Annotated in this window: 9 protein-coding genes, 1 tRNA gene, 3 rRNA genes and 1 other RNA gene; 11 read left to right on the top strand and 3 right to left on the bottom strand. The window is 39.1% G+C overall.

The annotated features are described in order from the left end of the window. Nucleotides 1–10: 10 nt before the first annotated feature. Nucleotides 11–2,029, bottom strand: a complete 2,019-nt coding sequence (locus ACS5L2_RS08545; RefSeq protein WP_459201571.1) for an ATP-binding protein — start codon at nt 2,027–2,029, stop codon at nt 11–13. A gap of 211 nt (nt 2,030–2,240) precedes the next feature. Here ACS5L2_RS08545 and ACS5L2_RS08540 point away from each other — a divergent pair, with 211 nt between their 5' ends. Then, nucleotides 2,241–2,879 (top strand): DUF4013 domain-containing protein, encoded by a 639-nt coding sequence (locus tag ACS5L2_RS08540; protein WP_459201570.1) that lies wholly within the window; start codon nt 2,241–2,243, stop codon nt 2,877–2,879. A gap of 64 nt (nt 2,880–2,943) precedes the next feature. Here the strand turns inward: ACS5L2_RS08540 and ACS5L2_RS08535 are convergent, their stop codons facing one another. Then, entirely contained in the window at nt 2,944–4,395 is a 1,452-nt protein-coding gene (locus tag ACS5L2_RS08535) for a cobyrinic acid a,c-diamide synthase (RefSeq protein ID WP_459201569.1), read from the bottom strand. A 73-nt stretch (nt 4,396–4,468) separates the two neighbouring features. On the opposite strand from ACS5L2_RS08535, the gene ACS5L2_RS08530 reads away from it, so the two are divergent. The 8 genes from ACS5L2_RS08530 to ACS5L2_RS08495 all read left to right on the top strand — a co-directional run bounded on the left by ACS5L2_RS08530 (nt 4,469) and on the right by ACS5L2_RS08495 (nt 14,812). Next, nucleotides 4,469–5,476 carry a potassium channel family protein gene (locus ACS5L2_RS08530; protein ID WP_459201568.1) on the top strand — a complete coding sequence of 336 codons (1,008 nt, stop codon included), beginning with the start codon at nt 4,469–4,471 and terminating at the stop codon, nt 5,474–5,476. A gap of 229 nt (nt 5,477–5,705) precedes the next feature. Continuing rightward, nucleotides 5,706–7,172, top strand: a 16S ribosomal RNA gene (locus ACS5L2_RS08525). A 54-nt stretch (nt 7,173–7,226) separates the two neighbouring features. After that, nucleotides 7,227–7,299, top strand: a tRNA-Ala gene (locus tag ACS5L2_RS08520). A gap of 98 nt (nt 7,300–7,397) precedes the next feature. After that, a 23S ribosomal RNA gene (locus tag ACS5L2_RS08515) occupies nt 7,398–10,365 on the top strand. Nucleotides 10,366–10,422: 57 nt separating this feature from the next. Then, nucleotides 10,423–10,537, top strand: a 5S ribosomal RNA gene (gene rrf / locus ACS5L2_RS08510). The 16S, 23S and 5S rRNA genes sit together here with 1 tRNA gene alongside, the layout of an rRNA operon. A 56-nt stretch (nt 10,538–10,593) precedes the next feature. Then, nucleotides 10,594–10,833, top strand: an RNA gene (rnpB, locus tag ACS5L2_RS08505) — RNase P RNA component. A 242-nt stretch (nt 10,834–11,075) separates the two neighbouring features. Further along, the gene (gene polC / locus ACS5L2_RS08500; RefSeq protein WP_459201567.1) at nt 11,076–14,474 is read left to right on the top strand and encodes a DNA polymerase II large subunit; all 3,399 of its coding nucleotides are present in this window, start codon (nt 11,076–11,078) and stop codon (nt 14,472–14,474) included. A 65-nt stretch (nt 14,475–14,539) separates the two neighbouring features. Further along, nucleotides 14,540–14,812 carry a heavy metal-binding domain-containing protein gene (locus ACS5L2_RS08495; protein WP_459201566.1) on the top strand — a complete coding sequence of 91 codons (273 nt, stop codon included), beginning with the start codon at nt 14,540–14,542 and terminating at the stop codon, nt 14,810–14,812. 37 nt (nt 14,813–14,849) lie between these two features. Here ACS5L2_RS08495 and ACS5L2_RS08490 read toward each other — a convergent pair whose 3' ends face one another. Beyond that, nucleotides 14,850–15,959: an AAA family ATPase gene (locus tag ACS5L2_RS08490; RefSeq protein ID WP_459201565.1), complete on the bottom strand. Its 1,110-nt coding sequence runs from the start codon at nt 15,957–15,959 to the stop codon at nt 14,850–14,852. A gap of 163 nt (nt 15,960–16,122) precedes the next feature. Here ACS5L2_RS08490 and ACS5L2_RS08485 point away from each other — a divergent pair, with 163 nt between their 5' ends. Then, nucleotides 16,123–16,944, top strand: a complete 822-nt coding sequence (locus ACS5L2_RS08485) for an SDH family Clp fold serine proteinase (protein WP_459201564.1) — start codon at nt 16,123–16,125, stop codon at nt 16,942–16,944. After that, entirely contained in the window at nt 16,941–17,276 is a 336-nt protein-coding gene (locus ACS5L2_RS08480; protein WP_459201563.1) for a DUF192 domain-containing protein, read from the top strand. The genes ACS5L2_RS08485 and ACS5L2_RS08480 overlap by 4 nt, the downstream gene beginning before the upstream one ends.

The following is a 17,276-nucleotide window of genomic DNA, read 5'->3' as shown; positions in this document are numbered from 1 at the left end:
TCACAAATTTTTAAATTATCCTGAATTTTCCAGTTTTAGGTTCGTCAATGTCGCCGTTACTTTTAAGCTTTTTAATAGAAAGGAGGATATGTTCTTCATCAAGTCCTTTTGATTTCCCAGCTTCTACAATATCATCAATTATTACAAGGTCGTTATCGTTCTTTTCAGCAAGTGCTTTTATTAAATCATATACGCCCATCATCTTACTTCTATCTTTTCTTCCAACTCCTGATATTTTATCAACATCAAACTGTCCGGTTTCAGGGTCGTACGCAGTTTCCTTTAAAGATTCAGTAATTATTGAAATAGCTTCGTTTGCATCTTCTTCATCAACAACATCTTTTAATTCTGCTTTCGCATGTGCTTCTGCGATACGAATTGCTGCTTCAAGCTGTCTTGCAGTAATTTGAACTGAGCCTTTTCGCATGTTTAGATAAAATTCAGTAAGCAGGTTTTCAGCACTTTCTGAGATTATCGGCGATTTAGTTTTTGCATATTCTATATATTTTATTACAAAATCTCTATCGATCAGGACGTCATCGACTATAATATGGTCAAGTTTCATATCATTTGAAATTTCTTTGTTTAAATATGCCCTATGGACGTTAATAATATGTTTTGCAATTTCTTTATCTTTTAACCGGTCTGCTTCATCTTTTATTGGAAATATTAAATCAAATCTGCTGAGCATCGGTGCAGGAATATTAATCTGTTCAGGAATTGAAACATTTGGGTCAAATCTACCCCACCTTGGGTTACAAGCTGCAATAATTGCACATTCTGATGGTAATTTTGCGTTAATTCCACCTTTACTGATGTGTATTGTTTGGGATTCCATTGCTTCTAAAACGAACGTCTGAAGGTCCCGATTAACTGTAAGCTCATCAATACACGCAGTTCCTTTATTTGCTTTAACTAAAAGCCCAGGTTTAATAACCCATGTATCGTCCCCTATTTCCGTTTTTTCACGAATAACAGCGGCAGTTAAACCAACACCTGATGCAGTAGTAACTGATCCGTATAGATTTCCTGGAATTTCAGCAATTTTTCTAAGCATAACTGATTTTCCAATCCCCGGATCAGTAATTAAAAGAATATGGCTATCAGCCCTTTTGTTTCCCTTTTTAACCCCTTTAATTTGCTGTAAAAATATAGCTTTTTTAATAATTTCATAACCTTTAATTTCAGGGATAAGCCTTTCAGATAATATATCTATTACTCTTGGATTTTTTCCAACTTTTTCGATATTTTTAATATCTTCATCAGTTAAATCTGCTTCAATTTTATCTTCCAAAACTTCACAATTAATTCCTTTAACATAAATGTCGTAAATCGGGATATTTTTATTTTTCTGGTTTTTTATTGGAATTCCCGTAACTTTCACGCGCCCACAGTAAATTCCAGGGCTGTGTTCTAAAAATACTGTGATATATTTTGGAGGTTCTTCAGGGTCATCCATTGAATCAAGAGGCTGTTGAACTTTGATTTCTTGAAAATCGATATATTCTGATTCATCTTCAATTAAGGCCATATTTTGTGCACATTTTGGACACACTGGTTCGAAATAAGCTTCAAAAGGATTTTCAACTTCTTGAATTTTTTTCTCACCACATTGTGTACATATATAAACAGCTTTTTTAAGTGCCGATTTTATTTTCGTTGCAATAACAATTATTCCTTCAAATTCAATTAATTTTCCAATAGTACTGCTTTTAACATCTTCAATGGTGTAAACTTGCTTTTTTTCCGATTTATTAAATTCTTCAGGTATATTTTTTACAGTAATTACAATTTCTGGTTTTTCCGTTTTTATCGCGTAATATGCGTCCTTGTAGCAATCTTCAAGAAGTTCGATTCCTTCTTTTGGAAATTCTTCTAAGAACTCTATAAAGTCAATTACACCATGTTTATAGATATTATCTAAATCAACAGCTACTTTCTTTTTTTCAGAGATAATATCTTGAAAATTCAGCGTTTTTAAACATTCTGTAAGTCTTGGTCGAATATTTTGAATTCGTTTATCATCCATAATTTTCCACAAATTTTCTGGTACCTTTCGTTTATGTTTTCATATCTATATATAATTAAAGAAAAATTTTTAAAAGTCAAATTTATCAGGTTAAAATTAAAAAACCCTAAACCGTAGTTTAAAACCTTAAAAAACTTTATTTCAGCTTTTTTAGTAATATGTAAGGATTATATATTCGAAAATCTAATATGATAATGTGGGAGGCGATATAATGGATTTTGAAAGGGCACTAAAGTTCCCAATGGACGATCCAGATTGGATCAAAAAAGTTATTATCGGTGCGATATTCTCTATAATTCCGATAGTCAGTTTTATTTCAATTGGTTATGTTATGGAACTTCTTAAAAACATAATTGATTCAAAAGAGGAACTTCCAGAATGGTCTGGATTTGGCGGTAAATTTATAAAAGGGCTAATTGCAGCCATTATTAGTTTCATATATATGTTAGTTCCAATGATTATAATGGCTATATTTGGTTTTTCATCAGTCATGACAATGGCTAATGGAAGCGATGCAGCAGTTGCAGGCGGCCTTGTTGGTTTTGGTATTACAATGCTTGTAGTATTATTAATAATGCTTATAATTGGATTTATTATTCCAATGGCTTATGCAAATTATGTTGCATATGGCGAATTTGGAGCAGCATTTAGGTTTTCTGAAATATTTGAAAAAATAAAGGCTAATTTTTCAGACTATATTATATTATACTTAATTGTAATTGTTACAAGCGCAATTGTTGGATTTGTAGCATCCATAATTCCAATTTTGGGATTAATAATTGCATTATTCTTGAGTTTTTACCTTTATTTGGCATATGCTTATATTTTAGGTAAAATCTATACCCAATAACTTAGAGAAACAGTTTAATTAAAAAAATAAATATTTTCTTTTTTTAAAATTTCAAAAATAAATTTTAATTCAGACTTTTAAGTTTTTCAGACCAGATTTTTAAATATTCTTCAAAAGTTTTAGGATCTTCATTAACTTCTCCAATTTCTATTTTTGGAATATCTATTTCAAAATCAAGTTTCATCGTGGCATTACAGAATTCCTCGTAATCGATTTCAACTTCTGGAATTAGGCCTCTTTTATTATCAACGTCTATATTTAGTTTACTCACACCAATTAAATTAATATTTAAATTATTTGCAATCTTTTTAACCTTTTCAAGTAATTCTATATTATAAACCCTGTTTAATATAATTCCAGCGACATTAACACCCATTTCTTTTAATAATGAGTAATATGCCATACATTCAACAAAAGAGCCTTCAATTCCTGTTTTGCTGCAGGATGATATAATATATACTGGAAATCCTAAAATTTTAGAAACTTCAGATCCACTATAATTTTTCTTATTTAAAGCTCCGGTAAACGCCCCCATGACACCTTCGATAATATAGTTATTATAATCTGAATTTTTAACAAAATATAAAAATTCGGACGGCTCAGACCATCCCCGGTCTGAAATTTTAATGCTGCTGAATTTGGTCATGGGTTCTCTTAAAAGATATAGTGAAGGTACAATATCGCGTACATCAGGCCCGATTTTAGATACAAATGTTTTTCCACGTAATTTAGAAACAATACCTGTTGATAGAAAAGTTTTTCCACTTTCAGAACCTGTTGCAAGTAATATTATTCCTTTTTTATCATTAGATTCAATTTTTTCGAAATTTTTCGAAATTTTTGACTTATTTTTTAGTGTTTCTTTTAAAATCAAGTTTTTCTTAAATATTTCTTCCCTTTCATCATCTTTAATTTTCATGTTTTTAAAAAAGTTTTCAACAACAAAACCGTTATCGAGTAAATCATGAACCATCGTTCCATAAACTTTATTTTTAAAAACGCCTGATAAAATGTTCTGTTTTCCAACCATTTTGTAGTTTAATTTTTCAATTTCTGAAACAGTTAATTTTTCAGTTGAATTATCTGTAATTTCAATATTTCCATAAGTGTGGCAGTGAAAACCGTTTCCAGAATTATTTTTTTTACCAAATAAATTATCATTTTCAAAATTAAATTTTACTAAATCAGTACAGATTAATGGTGAAAATTCGACATTTAAAAGACCAAGTCCTTCTTTTATAATTGGGATAGTGCTTTTTCTTCCAATATCTATTTTTTCAGAGAGAATTTGAAATCCGCTACATATTCCAACAATATAATTATCAAAATTTAAAAGCTGTTTTTTTAAATCATTAGTAAAAGATCCGCTTTCAACAATACTTCCCCCAGGTATTATCAGCATTTCAAGGTCTTTTATTTCAGATACATTATTTTCCTGAATAATTTTTGTCGGGAGGTTTCCAAAATCCTCGAAACAAGGTAGTGTTCCCTTAATATCAATTAATCCGATTTCCATAGTTTTCCCCTTTTAGAATGAAATATATATTTTATAAGATATATGGGAAATTATAATTAGTTTCGGGTATTTTATGGAAGCAATTGAAAAAATCAAAATCGGAATTTTTGTATTACTTATATTGATAGTCTCGTTTTCCATGATATTCATGTATATTGAAGGCTGGACTCTTTTACAGGCAATTTATTTTTCAGTAGCTACAATTTCAACTGTCGGTTATGGAGATTTTTCCCCCAAAACAGAGTTGGGGCAGTTTTTTACAATTTTATTCATTATTTTTGGAGTAAGTACAGGACTCTATACTTTAGGAGCTTTTGCAGAGTCATTTATTGGCGGTTATTTTAAAAGATACAACAGGATGGTTAAAATGAAAAAAAGAATAGACATGTTAGAAAACCATTATATTGTCTGCGGTTATGGTAGAATTGGAAGAGTTGTAGTTGATAGATTGAGGGAAAGTGGTCTTGATTATGTTACAATTGATAGCAATTCCGAGATTTTAAAAGCAGAATTTGAAAAAGACCCTGACTTTAATTATATTATTGGTGATGCTACTCATGACGAGTATTTAACACAAGCACATATCGACCGTGCAAAAGCGCTTATTTCAACGGTTTCAACCGATTCTGACAATGTATACATTACACTATCTTCAAAAAGGCTCAATCCAAATTTATATGTGGTTTCAAAAGCAGACGAGCAAGTAGCAATGGATAAATTATTAATTGCAGGTGCTGATAAGGTTGTTTCACCTTACATGATTGGAGGTCTCAGGGTTGCAGAACTTGCAATGAAACCGGGGATTTTGGACTTCGTTTCAACATTCATGTCTATTGCAAAATATGAATATGATGAAGATTTGGAAATTAGGAAAATATTGGTGGGCAAACATTCAAAAATCACAGGTAAAACCTTGACCGAATCTCAAATACGATATAATAGTGGAGCAACCATAATCGGAATTAAGAAAGAAAACGATTTAATTGTAAATCCTGGACCTGACATTATTTTGGAACATAATGATCAGATATATGCCTTTGGAACCAGCAATCAGTTAGATACTCTTGAAAACATGGTTTAAAATCCTTCAAATTATTTTTTTATATATACTATCGTTTCAAACCTAAAAACATTGCACTATCCAACTTGTTGGCATATTATGCAATTGAAGTGAACACCTGACTGAAACACTCAGGTGCGATGTAAGCCTACAATCTAGGTGAAACCTAGATAGCAACCAAATGTCATTTCCTTTAATGTAAAATGACGTACTCCACGAGAGGGTGGCGTAAAATACTTTTACGCTACTAATTCCGGTTGATCCCGCCGGAGGCCACTGCTATTGGGATTCGACTAAGCCATGCGAGTCTATGGTTTCGGCCATGGCGGACGGCTCATTAACACGTGGTTAACCTACCCTCAGGTGGGGCATAACCTTGGGAAACTGAGGATAATACCCCATAGAAAAAGCAGTCTGGAATGATTCTTTTTCGAAAGCACATGCGCCTGAGGATGGGACTGCGCTCGATTAGGTAGTTGGTGGGGTAATGGCCCACCAAGCCTACGATCGGTACGGGCCTTGAGAGAGGGAGCCCGGAGATGGGGACTGAGACACGGCCCCAGGCCCTACGGGGCGCAGCAGGCGCGAAACCTCCGCAATGCACGAAAGTGCGACGGGGGGATCCCAAGTGCTCATGCACAGCATGGGCTTTTATCAAGTGTAAACAGCTTGAGGAATAAGGGCTGGGCAAGTTCGGTGCCAGCAGCCGCGGTAACACCGACGGCCCAAGTGGTGGCCACTCTTATTGGGCCTAAAGCGTCCGTAGCCGGTCCAGTAAGTCCCTGTTTAAATCCTGCGGCTTAACCGCAGGACTGGCAGGGATACTGCTGGACTTGGGACCGGGAGAGGACAAGGGTACTTCAGGGGTAGCGGTGAAATGTGTTGATCCTTGAAGGACCACCTATGGCGAAGGCACTTGTCTGGAACGGGTCCGACGGTGAGGGACGAAAGCCAGGGGCGCGAACCGGATTAGATACCCGGGTAGTCCTGGCCGTAAACTCTGCGAACTAGGTGTTAGGTAGGCCCCGTGCCTATCTAGTGCCGAAGGGAAGCCGTTAAGTTCGCCGCCTGGGGAGTACGGTCGCAAGACTGAAACTTAAAGGAATTGGCGGGGGAGCACCACAACGGGTGGAGCCTGCGGTTTAATTGGATTCAACGCCGGGCATCTCACCAGGAGCGACAGCATGATGACGGCCAGGTTGACGACCTTGCCTGAAGCGCTGAGAGGTGGTGCATGGCCATCGTCAGCTCGTACCGCGAGGCGTCCTGTTAAGTCAGGTAACGAGCGAGACCCGTGCCCTATGTTGCTACTTTTTCCTCCGGGAGAAAGGCACTCATAGGGGACCGCTGGCGCTAAGTCAGAGGAAGGAGCGGGCAACGATAGGTCCGCATGCCCCGAATCTCCTGGGCTACACGCGGGCTACAATGGCTAGGACAATGGGCCGCAACCCTGAAAAGGGACGCAAATCTCCTAAACCTAGTCGTAGTTCGGATCGTGGGCTGTAACTCGCCCACGTGAAGCTGGAATCCGTAGTAATCGCAGTTCATAATACTGCGGTGAATGTGTCCCTGCTCCTTGCACACACCGCCCGTCACACCACCCGAGTTGGGTTGAAGTGAGGCCTTGGCCTTTGGCTAGGGTCGAACTTGGGCTCAGCGAGGGGGGTGAAGTCGTAACAAGGTAGCCGTAGGGGAACCTGCGGCTGGATCACCTCCTAAAAAAAGAACAATGGTTGCTACTAGGCACTAAATGATTGTAGGCTTAATGAATGGGCCCGTAGCTCAGTTGGGAGAGCGCCGCCCTTGCAAGGCGGAGGCCGTGGGTTCAAATCCCGCCGGGTCCACTTTATTAGCAGTCCACAATACCAGGTATTATGGACCGAGGACCGGATTTTTAGTGAAGGTCGTGCATAAGCCTCCGTATCTGGTGTTATCCAGATGCCTATATTATCTATTACCCTATCTGGGGAATGGCTTGGCTTGGAACGCCGATGAAGGACGTGGTAAGCTGCGATAAGCCCAGGCGAGACGCATACAGTCATTGAACCTGGGATTTCCGAATGGGACTTCCTACTTTGTAATCCGTTAAGGATTGGGAACGCGGGGGATTGAAGCATCTTAGTACCCGCAGGAAGAGAAATCAATAGAGATTCCGTTATTAGAGGCGATTGAACGCGGATCAGAGCAAACTGAATCCCTTCGGGGAGATGTGGTGTTGTAGGGCCTCCTTTTCGCCTGTTGAGAAAAGCTGAAGTTGACTGGAACGTCACACTATAGAGGGTGAAAGTCCCGTAAGCGTAATCGATTCAGGTTTGGAGTGTCCCTGAGTACCGTGCGTTGGATATCGCGCGGGAATTTGGGAGGCATCAACTTCCAACTCTAAATACGTTCCAAGACCGATAGTGTACTAGTACCGCGAGGGAAAGCTGAAAAGCACCTTTAATCGGGTGTGAAAAGAGCCTGAAACCAGATAGGTATGGTATGACATGGCCCCAAAGGCAACTGTTCTGAAGGAAACCGTCGCAAGGCGGCTGTACGAAGTATAGAGCCAGGGTTGTGTCGTCCGTTTCGAAAAACGGGCCGGGGAGTATATTGTTGTGGCGAGCTTAAGATCTTCACGATCGTAGGCGTAGGGAAACCAACAAGTCCGCAAAATCTTGAGGGACGGGGTCTTAAGGGCCCGGAGTCACAGCAATATGACCCGAAACCGGGCGATCTAGGCCGGGGCAAGGTGAAGTCCCTCAACTGAGGGATGGAGGCCTGCAGAGTTGTTGCCGTTCGAAGCACTCTTCTGACCTCGGTCTAGGGGTGAAAGGCCAATCGAGCCCGGAGATAGCTGGTTCCCTCCGAAGTGACTCTCAGGTCAGCCGGAGTTTAGATAGTCGGCAAGGTAGAGCACTGATAAGGTGGTTAGGGGAAGAAATTCCTCGCTGTTTTGTCAAACTCCGAACTTGTCGTCGTCGCATGCTCCGAGTGAGGGCATACGGGTAAGCTGTATGTCCGAGACGGGAATAGCCGAGACTTGGGTTAAGGCCCCTAAGTGCCGATTAAGTGTGAACACGAAGGGCGTCCTTGGTCTAAGACAGCAGGGAGGTTGGCTTAGAAGCAGCCATCCTTTAACGAGTGCGTAACAGCTCACCTGTCGAGATCAAGGGCCCCGAAAATGGACGGGGCTAAATCGGCCGCCGAGACCCAAGGGCACCGAAAGGTGATCCTGTAGGGGGGCGTTCTGCGAGGGCAGAAGTTCGGCTGTGAAGTCGAGTGGACCTCGTAGAAATGAAGATCCCGGTAGTAGTAACAGCATAAGTGGGGTGAGAATCCCCACCGCCGAAGGGGCAAGGGTTCCACAGCAATGTTTGTCAGCTGTGGGTAAGCCGGTCCTAACTCTCGAGTTAACTTCTTTGAGAGGAAAGGGAAACAGGTTAATATTCCTGTGCCATCTAAATACGCGTGGCAACACAAGGTTAGTTTCCGACGCTTCTGGGTAGGCTGAGTGTTCTTGTCTGGGCATTCAAGCTTATAAGTCCGGGGAGAGTTGTAATAACGAGAACCGGATGAAAGAGTGATGAGCTCTCCGTTAGGAGGGTTCGGCCGATCTCTGGAGCCCGTGAAAAGGGAATTAACAAGGATTTTAGATGTCCGTACCCAGAACCGACACTGGTGCCCCTAGGTGAGTATCCTAAGGCGTAGCGGATGAATCTAGTCGAGGGAAGTCGGCAAATTGGCTCCGTAACTTCGGGAGAAGGAGTGCCAGTGATCTTGTTTATATATGGGATCGCTGGTCGCAGTGACCAGGGAGGTCCGACTGTTTAATACAAACATAGGTCTTAGCGAGCCTGAAAAGGTGTGTACTAAGGCCGACGCCTGCCCAGTGCTGGTACGTGAACCCCGGTTCCAACCGGGCGAAGCGCCAGTAAACGGCGGGGGTAACTATAACCCTCTTAAGGTAGCGAAATTCCTTGTCGGGCAAGTTCCGACCTGCATGAATGGCGTAACGAGACCTCCACTGTCCCCGACTAGAATCCGGTGAACCTACCATTCCGGCGCAAAGGCCGGAGACTTCCAGTGGGAAGCGAAGACCCCGTGGAGCTTTACTGCAGCCTGTCGTTGGGGCATGGTTGTGAGTGTACAGTGTAGGTGGGAGCCATCGAAACCTTTTCGCCAGGAAAGGTGGAGGCGACCCTGGGACACCACCCTCTCATGACCATGTTCCTTACCCTTTTAGGGGACACCGGTAGGTGGGCAGTTTGGCTGGGGCGGTACCCTCCTAAAAATGCATCAGGAGGGCCCAAAGGTTGGCTCAAGCGGGTCAGGACTCCGCTGTTGAGTGTAAGGGCAAAAGCCAGCCTGACTTTGTTGCCAACAAAACGCAACGAAGAGGCGAAAGCCGGGCCTAACGAACCCCTGTGCCTCACTGATGGGGGCCAGGGATGACAAAAAAGCTACCCCGGGGATAACAGAGTTGTCGCGGGCAAGAGCCCATATCGACCCCGCGGCTTGCTACCTCGATGTCGGTTTTTCCCATCCTGGGTCTGCAGCAGGACCCAAGGGTGGGGCTGTTCGCCCATTAAAGGGGATCATGAGCTGGGTTTAGACCGTCGTGAGACAGGTTGGTTGCTATCTGCTGGATGTGTTGGCTGTCTGAGGGAAAGGTGGCTCTAGTACGAGAGGAACGGGCCGTCGGCGCCTCTAGTCGATCGGTTGTCTGACAAGGCATTGCCGAGCAGCCACGCGCCAAGAGATAAGAGCTGAAAGCATCTAAGCTCGAAATTCATCCTGAAAATAGACAGCCGTTTCCTTCGGGAACGAGAACTCCCGTAGAAGACGGGTTTGATAGGCTAGGGGTGTACGCATCAAGGTTTTCCGAGATGTTCAGCCCGCTAGTACTAACAGTTCGAGAGATAAAATTAGGCATCTGGACACTTAAAGATACGGGGGCAATAGATGCACTTTTAATTTAACTTTGACATAACGGTCACAGCGGAGGTGTTACATCCGATCCCATCCCGATCTCGGAAATTAAGCCCTCCAGCGATTCATTAAGTACTGCCATCTGGTGGGAACAATGTGACGCCGTTAGTCACTTTTTTTATTCATTTCATTTTCGAGTTTTCGGGTGATATATGCCCAAACTCATGGCAAGGGGGCTGGTGACTATCCATCTGGGAGGAAGCTCTGCCCACCCAATTGTGTAGATGTCCTGAGAAGGAATGAATAAGGTATAGAAACGACACGGTTCTAAGAAATATGACTATGATATTTCAAAATTGAGGATTCTTAGAAAATCGATGAAACGACCTTATTTTACACGGGTGCAAGCATTACGCGCTAAGCTGAATGTCACCGAAATTACAGAAGGCAGGCTATAGCCCCGATGCCATTTAAAAAAATTTACAAAATTTTTTCATACTTTTTTGTTTCTTATTCTAAATTCAAAGTTATGCATAAACAGCTCAATTTAAACTATAATTTAATCTAACCCTACATACTAAAATTTCAGATATTCGCAATGTCAACTGTTATTTTGTGTTTATGTTGGCCTAAACAGTGTGTTAAAACTATATATGCTTTCAAGACATAACTCATATAGCTACTTTTACTAACGTTAATCGTGATAATCATGCTCCATGTTTCAGCTTCAAAAGAGATGACTGAATATTTCAAAAATATTTTAGACGATGTATCTAACCTCTATAATCTTGCAGAAGATTGTAGAAAGAATGGATACGATGTAACAGACCACGTTGAGATACCTCTGGCAAAAGATATGGCAGATAGGGTAGAAGGAATTGTTGGTCCAAAAAATGTTGCAGAACGTATCAGGGAACTTGTATCTGAACTTGGAAAAGAACCGGCAGCACTTGAAATTGCAAAAGAGATTGTCGAAGGAAAATTTGGTGAGTTTGGACGAGAAGAAGGGGCAGAACAAGCCGTAAGAACGGCTTTGGCAGTTATTACTGAAGGAATTGTTGCTGCACCTCTTGAAGGAATTGCACATGTTAAAATTAAGAAAAATAATGATAGTAGTGAATATCTTGCAATATACTTTGCAGGCCCAATTAGAAGTGCGGGTGGAACTGCTCAGGCACTAGCAGTACTTGTTGGGGATTACGTTAGGAAAAACATGGGATTAGATAAATTTAAGCCAACAGAAGACGAAGTTGAACGTTACGGTGAAGAAGTTGATTTATACCAGTCTGAAGTTACCACTTTTCAGTACCAGCCAAAAGCTGAAGAAATAAGGGTTGCGGTTAGAAATATTTCCGTAGAAATTACTGGGGAAGCAACTGATGATGTTGAAGTTAGTGGACACCGGGATTTACCAAGAGTAGAAACAAACCAGATTAGGGGCGGTGCTCTTTTGGCACTTGTAGAAGGAGTTCTTTTAAAAGCACCTAAAATTTTAAGACACGTTGACAAATTAGGTATTGAAGGATGGGAATGGTTAAAAGAATTAAAAAGTAAAAAAGAAGAAATAGTTGAAGAAATCGAAGAAGAAAAAGATGATTTTAACTACGAAGAGGAAGAAGACCTGTCCCAATATGAAGACTATGAAATAGAAGCTGTAACTAAGTTTATTGGGGAAGTTATTGCAGGAAGGCCTGTATTTTCCCACCCCTCTAAAAAAGGCGGATTTAGACTTAGATATGGCAGAAGTAGAAATACCGGTTTTGCAACGGATGGCTTCCATCCTGCAACAATGTATTTAGTTGATGACTTCATGGCAGTAGGAACCCAGCTAAAAACCGAAAGGCCCGGAAAAGCAACATGTGTTGTTCCAGTTGACAGTATCGAGTGTCCGATAGTTAAATTAAAAGATAAAAGTGTACTTAAAATAGATACTGTTGAAAAAGCTAAACAGTACAGGGACGAAGTTGAAGAAATTCTATTTTTAGGGGATATTTTAGTAAATTATGGGGATTTCTTAGAAAACAATCACGTTGTACTTCCAAGTAGCTGGTGCACTGAATGGTATGAAAAAATCTTAAAATCCGAAAATTTAGAATACACAAAAGAATTTATCGAAAATCCCGACCAAAAAGAAGCAGTAAATTATGCTAAACTTACAAAAACACCCCTACATCCTAAATACACGTATTTTTGGCACGATATTTCAAAAGAAAATGTAAATACACTTAGGACGTGGATTATTAATGGAAACTACAATGAAAACAATGATTCTTGGGAATTAACGTACAATCCAGAAGACAACGAAATTTCAAATGCAAAGAGGTATCTTGAACTTATCGGGTGCCCACATACTGTAAATGGGGAAAAAATAGAGGTTTCTGAGTATTATCCGTTGCTCTATTCACTCGGTTATGACTTTGATAAAAACATAGATACTGTTGATAATATTGACGAAAAGCTTCAAAACACGAAAAACAGTATGCACTTTATAAATACAATCGCACCATTTGAAGTTCGAAGAAACACGTATATCTATATTGGAGCGAGAATGGGAAGGCCAGAAAAAGCAGCTTCTCGAAAAATGAAACCCCCTGTAAACGGGCTTTTTCCAATTGGAAATGCAGGGGCTCTTGTAAGGCTTATAAATAAGGCAGTGGAAGAAGGAAAAACTGATGAAATTGAAATTTCAAATGTAAAATGCAGCAAGTGTGGAAATGTAAGTTTGTATAGAACGTGTCCGTTTTGCGGAACTTCCGTTGAGCCAACTGGACCTTCACGAATAAAACTTCCAATAAAAGAATACTGGTACAAAGCACTTGAAAATTTAAAGATAAACAAACCCGGCGATGTAAAATGTATTAAGGGGATGACTTCAAAAGATAAGATAATTGAACCCCTCGAAAAAGCAATATTGCGAGCAAAAAACGATGTATATGTATTTAAAGATGGAACTACCCGGTTTGACTGTACAGATGTTCCGGTAACCCATTTTAAGCCCGTAGAAATACATGTAGGTATTGAAAAATTGAAATATCTTGGATATTTAAAAGATATTCACGGAAATCCGCTTGAAAATGAAAATCAGGTTCTTGAATTAAAAGTTCAGGATGTTATCGTTCCTGAATCCTGTATGGATTATTTCTTCAATGTTTCAAAATTTATAGACGACCTACTCGAAAAATATTATAAAAAAGATAGATTTTACAAAGTAAATAAAAGAGAAGACCTTGTAGGACATTTAATAATTGGTATGGCACCCCACACCTCTGCAGGAATGGTCGGAAGGATTATTGGATATAGCAATGCAAATGTAGGCTATGCGCATCCTTATTTCCACGCTTCAAAAAGAAGAAACTGTGATGGGGATGAAGATGCATTTTTCCTGCTTTTAGATGCGTTTATGAATTTTTCAAAGAGATTTTTGCCAGATAAAAGAGGAGGCCAGATGGATGCGCCATTAGTTCTTACAACCATTTTGGATCCTAAAGAAGTAGATGGTGAAGTTCACAACCTGGATTCAATGTGGGAATACCCGCTTGAATTTTATGAAAAATCATTAGAAGGCGTTCCTCCAAAAGAAATTAAAAAAATAATGGAAACTGTTGAAGACCGCCTTAATAAAAACAGCCAGTATGAAGGGATTGGTTACACTCACGAAACCTCGAAAATCGATGAAGGGCCGCTTGTTTGCGCATATAAAACATTAGGCTCGATGATGGAAAAGACATCAGCTCAACTTGCGGTTGCAAAAAAGATTCGAGCAACTGATGAAAGGGATGTAGCAGAAAAAGTTATCCAATCGCACTTTGTACCGGATTTAATTGGAAATTTGAGGGCCTTTTCAAGACAAGGTGTAAGGTGTAAATGCGGTGCAAAATACCGAAGGATGCCTTTAAAAGGAGTCTGTCGAAAATGCGGAAGCAGGCTGATTTTAACGGTTTCAAAGGGGGCTGTTGAAAAGTACATGGATGTTTCACAAACCATGGCTGAAAAATACGATGCAAGCGACTACATAAAACAAAGACTTGAAATTATAAGGTCGGGAATTGACAGCTTGTTTGTAAACGACAAGAGAAAGCAGGTTAAAATTGAAGATTTCTTTAAATAATGAAATTATTTAGAAATTATTATATATTTGCGCCCTATATTAATTTTGAAAAAAAAGGTGATTTTATGATTGTAACAACAAGTGACAGGATTGAAGGAAAAGAAATTGAAAGTTACTCTGGATTTGTCATGGGTTCTTTAGCTGCAAAAGCAGGTACAAAAGAACAAGTGGAAGCTAAAAAGAAAGCGTTATATGGATTATTTAGAAAAGGAAAAGAAGACGGTGCAGATGCCATAATAAGCGTAAAATTAGATTCAGTTTCATATAAATCAGAAGAAACTGGCGAAGAAATGGTGGAATATACCTACTATGGAACATCAGTTAAATTCAAAAATTAAATTTATTTTTTATTTTTTTTAAAATTTAAAAAAGAGATTAACCGTATAAATTTAGCGGGGTGCTGTTTTTAACGAGTTTTTTGATTATTTCATCGAGGTCTTTTTCTTCAATCGAAGTTTTATCTTCTAAAATTGCTTTGTGGAGTGCAGGCTTTAAGAATTTTTCTTTAATGGTTCTTCCATTCATTCCTTTGGTTTTTTCAACGTATTTTTTGAGATTTGCATTTACTGTTATTGGCATTTTTTTTACATAAAGTTCGATAATTTTCAATCTTTCGCTATCATCAGGCATTTTAAATTCAATTTCTTCTTCAAACCTGCTTCTAACTGCATTATCAAGCATTTCCGGGTTGTTTGTCGCAGCAATTGTCACAACTCCCAAATTATTTTTTATACCGTCAAGTTCTGTAAGGAGTGCATTTACTACTTCGGATACATCTCCCCTTAATGACTGAAACTGCCTGCTTAATGCAATTGCATCGAGTTCATCAATGAAAATTATCGAGGGCGTACTTTCTGATGCACTTTCATACAGGCTTTCAATCTGTTTTGAGCCATCTCCGACATGGTCGCCAATAAGTTCAGTAGCTTTTATTAAATAAAGTGGAACATCGGTTTCAGTTGCAAGTGCTCTTGCAAGCATTGTTTTTCCAGTTCCGGGCGGCCCGTAGAATAAAATGTTTTTTGGGGCCCATTCCCCGAAAAGTTCGGGATTTTCAAGGTATTTTATTACAATTTTACATTTTTTCTTCGCGTCAGTCTGCCCGATAACTTCTTCAAAACTAGTTTCTTGGAATTTTGGAGAATTCTGCGTTTTATGGTTATTTTCTAATTTAAATAATGTATCTTTTGTAATAATTCCTCCATCTTTTGGATAGAGAGAAACAACTTTAAATGCGTATTCTGGAATAATCGTGCTGTCAAATAAGTATGCGCCTTCTTTTACAATCTCGTTTTCCCACTGTTCTCGAGCGTATGAATTGAATAATGCATGGTCTTCTACACTAACCCTTAAATTCTCGCCATTAACATTTATCGGAAAACCAACAGGTTCCAAAATCACGTATTTTAAACACATGGCTTCTTCTGGAATTACGGGTGGTTTTTGAAGAGTTTTTTTGAGTTTCAGGTTACTGATATTGCTCATCAGTGCACCTCTTGATTAGATGAATAATTTGATTATAGTAAGATATTATATAAGGTTAAGTAAGTACGTTACCATAATATAAAAAGAATATATACGATAAGATATTTAGGTTATTTAAGGACATTAAGGAAGCAAAAAGACAATTTTCACGGGGGCTGTCAAAATGGATCCTACATCGCTTATGTGGATATTTTTTATATTATTATTCTTCTATCCGCAGGTACTTTTCAGGTACAGGCTTTTACAAAGGTATAAATTTATAAAACAGTTCGAAGCTGTTAGAAAAACCCGTGCAATTGTTATGATACACAGGCAAGAGCAATTAGCTCTTTTTGGAATTCCCCTTTATAAATATATTACAATAGAAGACAGTGAAGAAATTTTAAGGGCAATCAGGATGACGCCTGATGATATGCCGATAGATTTAATACTCCATACTCCCGGGGGACTTGTACTTGCAAGTGAGCAGATTGCAATAGCTCTAAAAGAACACAAGGCAAAAACGACAGTTATAATACCCCACTATGCAATGAGCGGTGGAAGCTTGGTGGCTCTTGCAGCAGATGAAATCATAATTGATAAAAATGCTGTAATGGGGCCCGTAGACCCGCAGATTGGACAGTATCCTGCAGCATCAATCATAAATGCGATAAATACAAAATATACTGATGAATTAGATGACGAAACATTAATATTGGGCGATATTTCGAGAAAAGCAATATCTCAGGTTAAAGAGTTTGTTTACGAACTTTTGAAAGATAAGATGGGTGAAGAAAAAGCAGAATATCTTTCAGAAACCCTTTCAACTGGAAAATGGACTCACGACTATCCTTTAACGATTAATAAATTAAAAGAACTCGGAATTGAGGTAAATACCGACTTACCTGCAGTTGTTTACGAGTTATTTGATTTATACCGGCAGCCTGTAAACCAGAGGCCATCTGTACAGTACGTTCCAGTACCATACAAGAGCGGAAAAAAATGAACCAGAAAACGATTGAAATAAACGGTAAAATTTATTCTGTAAAAATTGCAGATAATTTTATAAAACGTGCATTTGGACTCATGTTTAGGGATATTTCAGAAAATGAAGGATTATTTTTCAAATATGGAAACAGGAAACTCCATATTCACACATTTTTTATGAAGTACCCAATAGACGTGATTTTTTTAAAAGATGACACCGTTGTAGACGTTGCAAGCAACCTGATACCTTGGAAAACCTTTAATTCAAAAGTAAAATCGAACAGGATGTTTGAAGTGAAAACTTCAGGAATAAATAAAGAATTAATTGGAAAAAAAGTTAAATTTAATTAA

Source organism: Methanococcus mangrovi, from assembly GCF_054506835.1.
Note: the sequence above shows the minus strand (reverse complement) of the source record. Positions and strands in the feature narration are given on the sequence as shown.

Bases quoted from the DNA above. Each gene is read 5' to 3' on its own strand.
- ACS5L2_RS08545 (WP_459201571.1), bottom strand. From the start codon at position 2,029: ATGGATGATAAACGAATTCAAAATATTCGACCAAGACTTACAGAATGT.
- ACS5L2_RS08540 (WP_459201570.1), top strand. From the start codon at position 2,241: ATGGATTTTGAAAGGGCACTAAAGTTCCCAATGGACGATCCAGATTGG.
- ACS5L2_RS08535 (WP_459201569.1), bottom strand. From the start codon at position 4,395: ATGGAAATCGGATTAATTGATATTAAGGGAACACTACCTTGTTTCGAG.
- ACS5L2_RS08530 (WP_459201568.1), top strand. From the start codon at position 4,469: ATGGAAGCAATTGAAAAAATCAAAATCGGAATTTTTGTATTACTTATA.
- polC (WP_459201567.1), top strand. From the start codon at position 11,076: ATGCTCCATGTTTCAGCTTCAAAAGAGATGACTGAATATTTCAAAAAT.
- ACS5L2_RS08495 (WP_459201566.1), top strand. From the start codon at position 14,540: ATGATTGTAACAACAAGTGACAGGATTGAAGGAAAAGAAATTGAAAGT.
- ACS5L2_RS08490 (WP_459201565.1), bottom strand. From the start codon at position 15,959: ATGAGCAATATCAGTAACCTGAAACTCAAAAAAACTCTTCAAAAACCA.
- ACS5L2_RS08485 (WP_459201564.1), top strand. From the start codon at position 16,123: ATGGATCCTACATCGCTTATGTGGATATTTTTTATATTATTATTCTTC.
- ACS5L2_RS08480 (WP_459201563.1), top strand. From the start codon at position 16,941: ATGAACCAGAAAACGATTGAAATAAACGGTAAAATTTATTCTGTAAAA.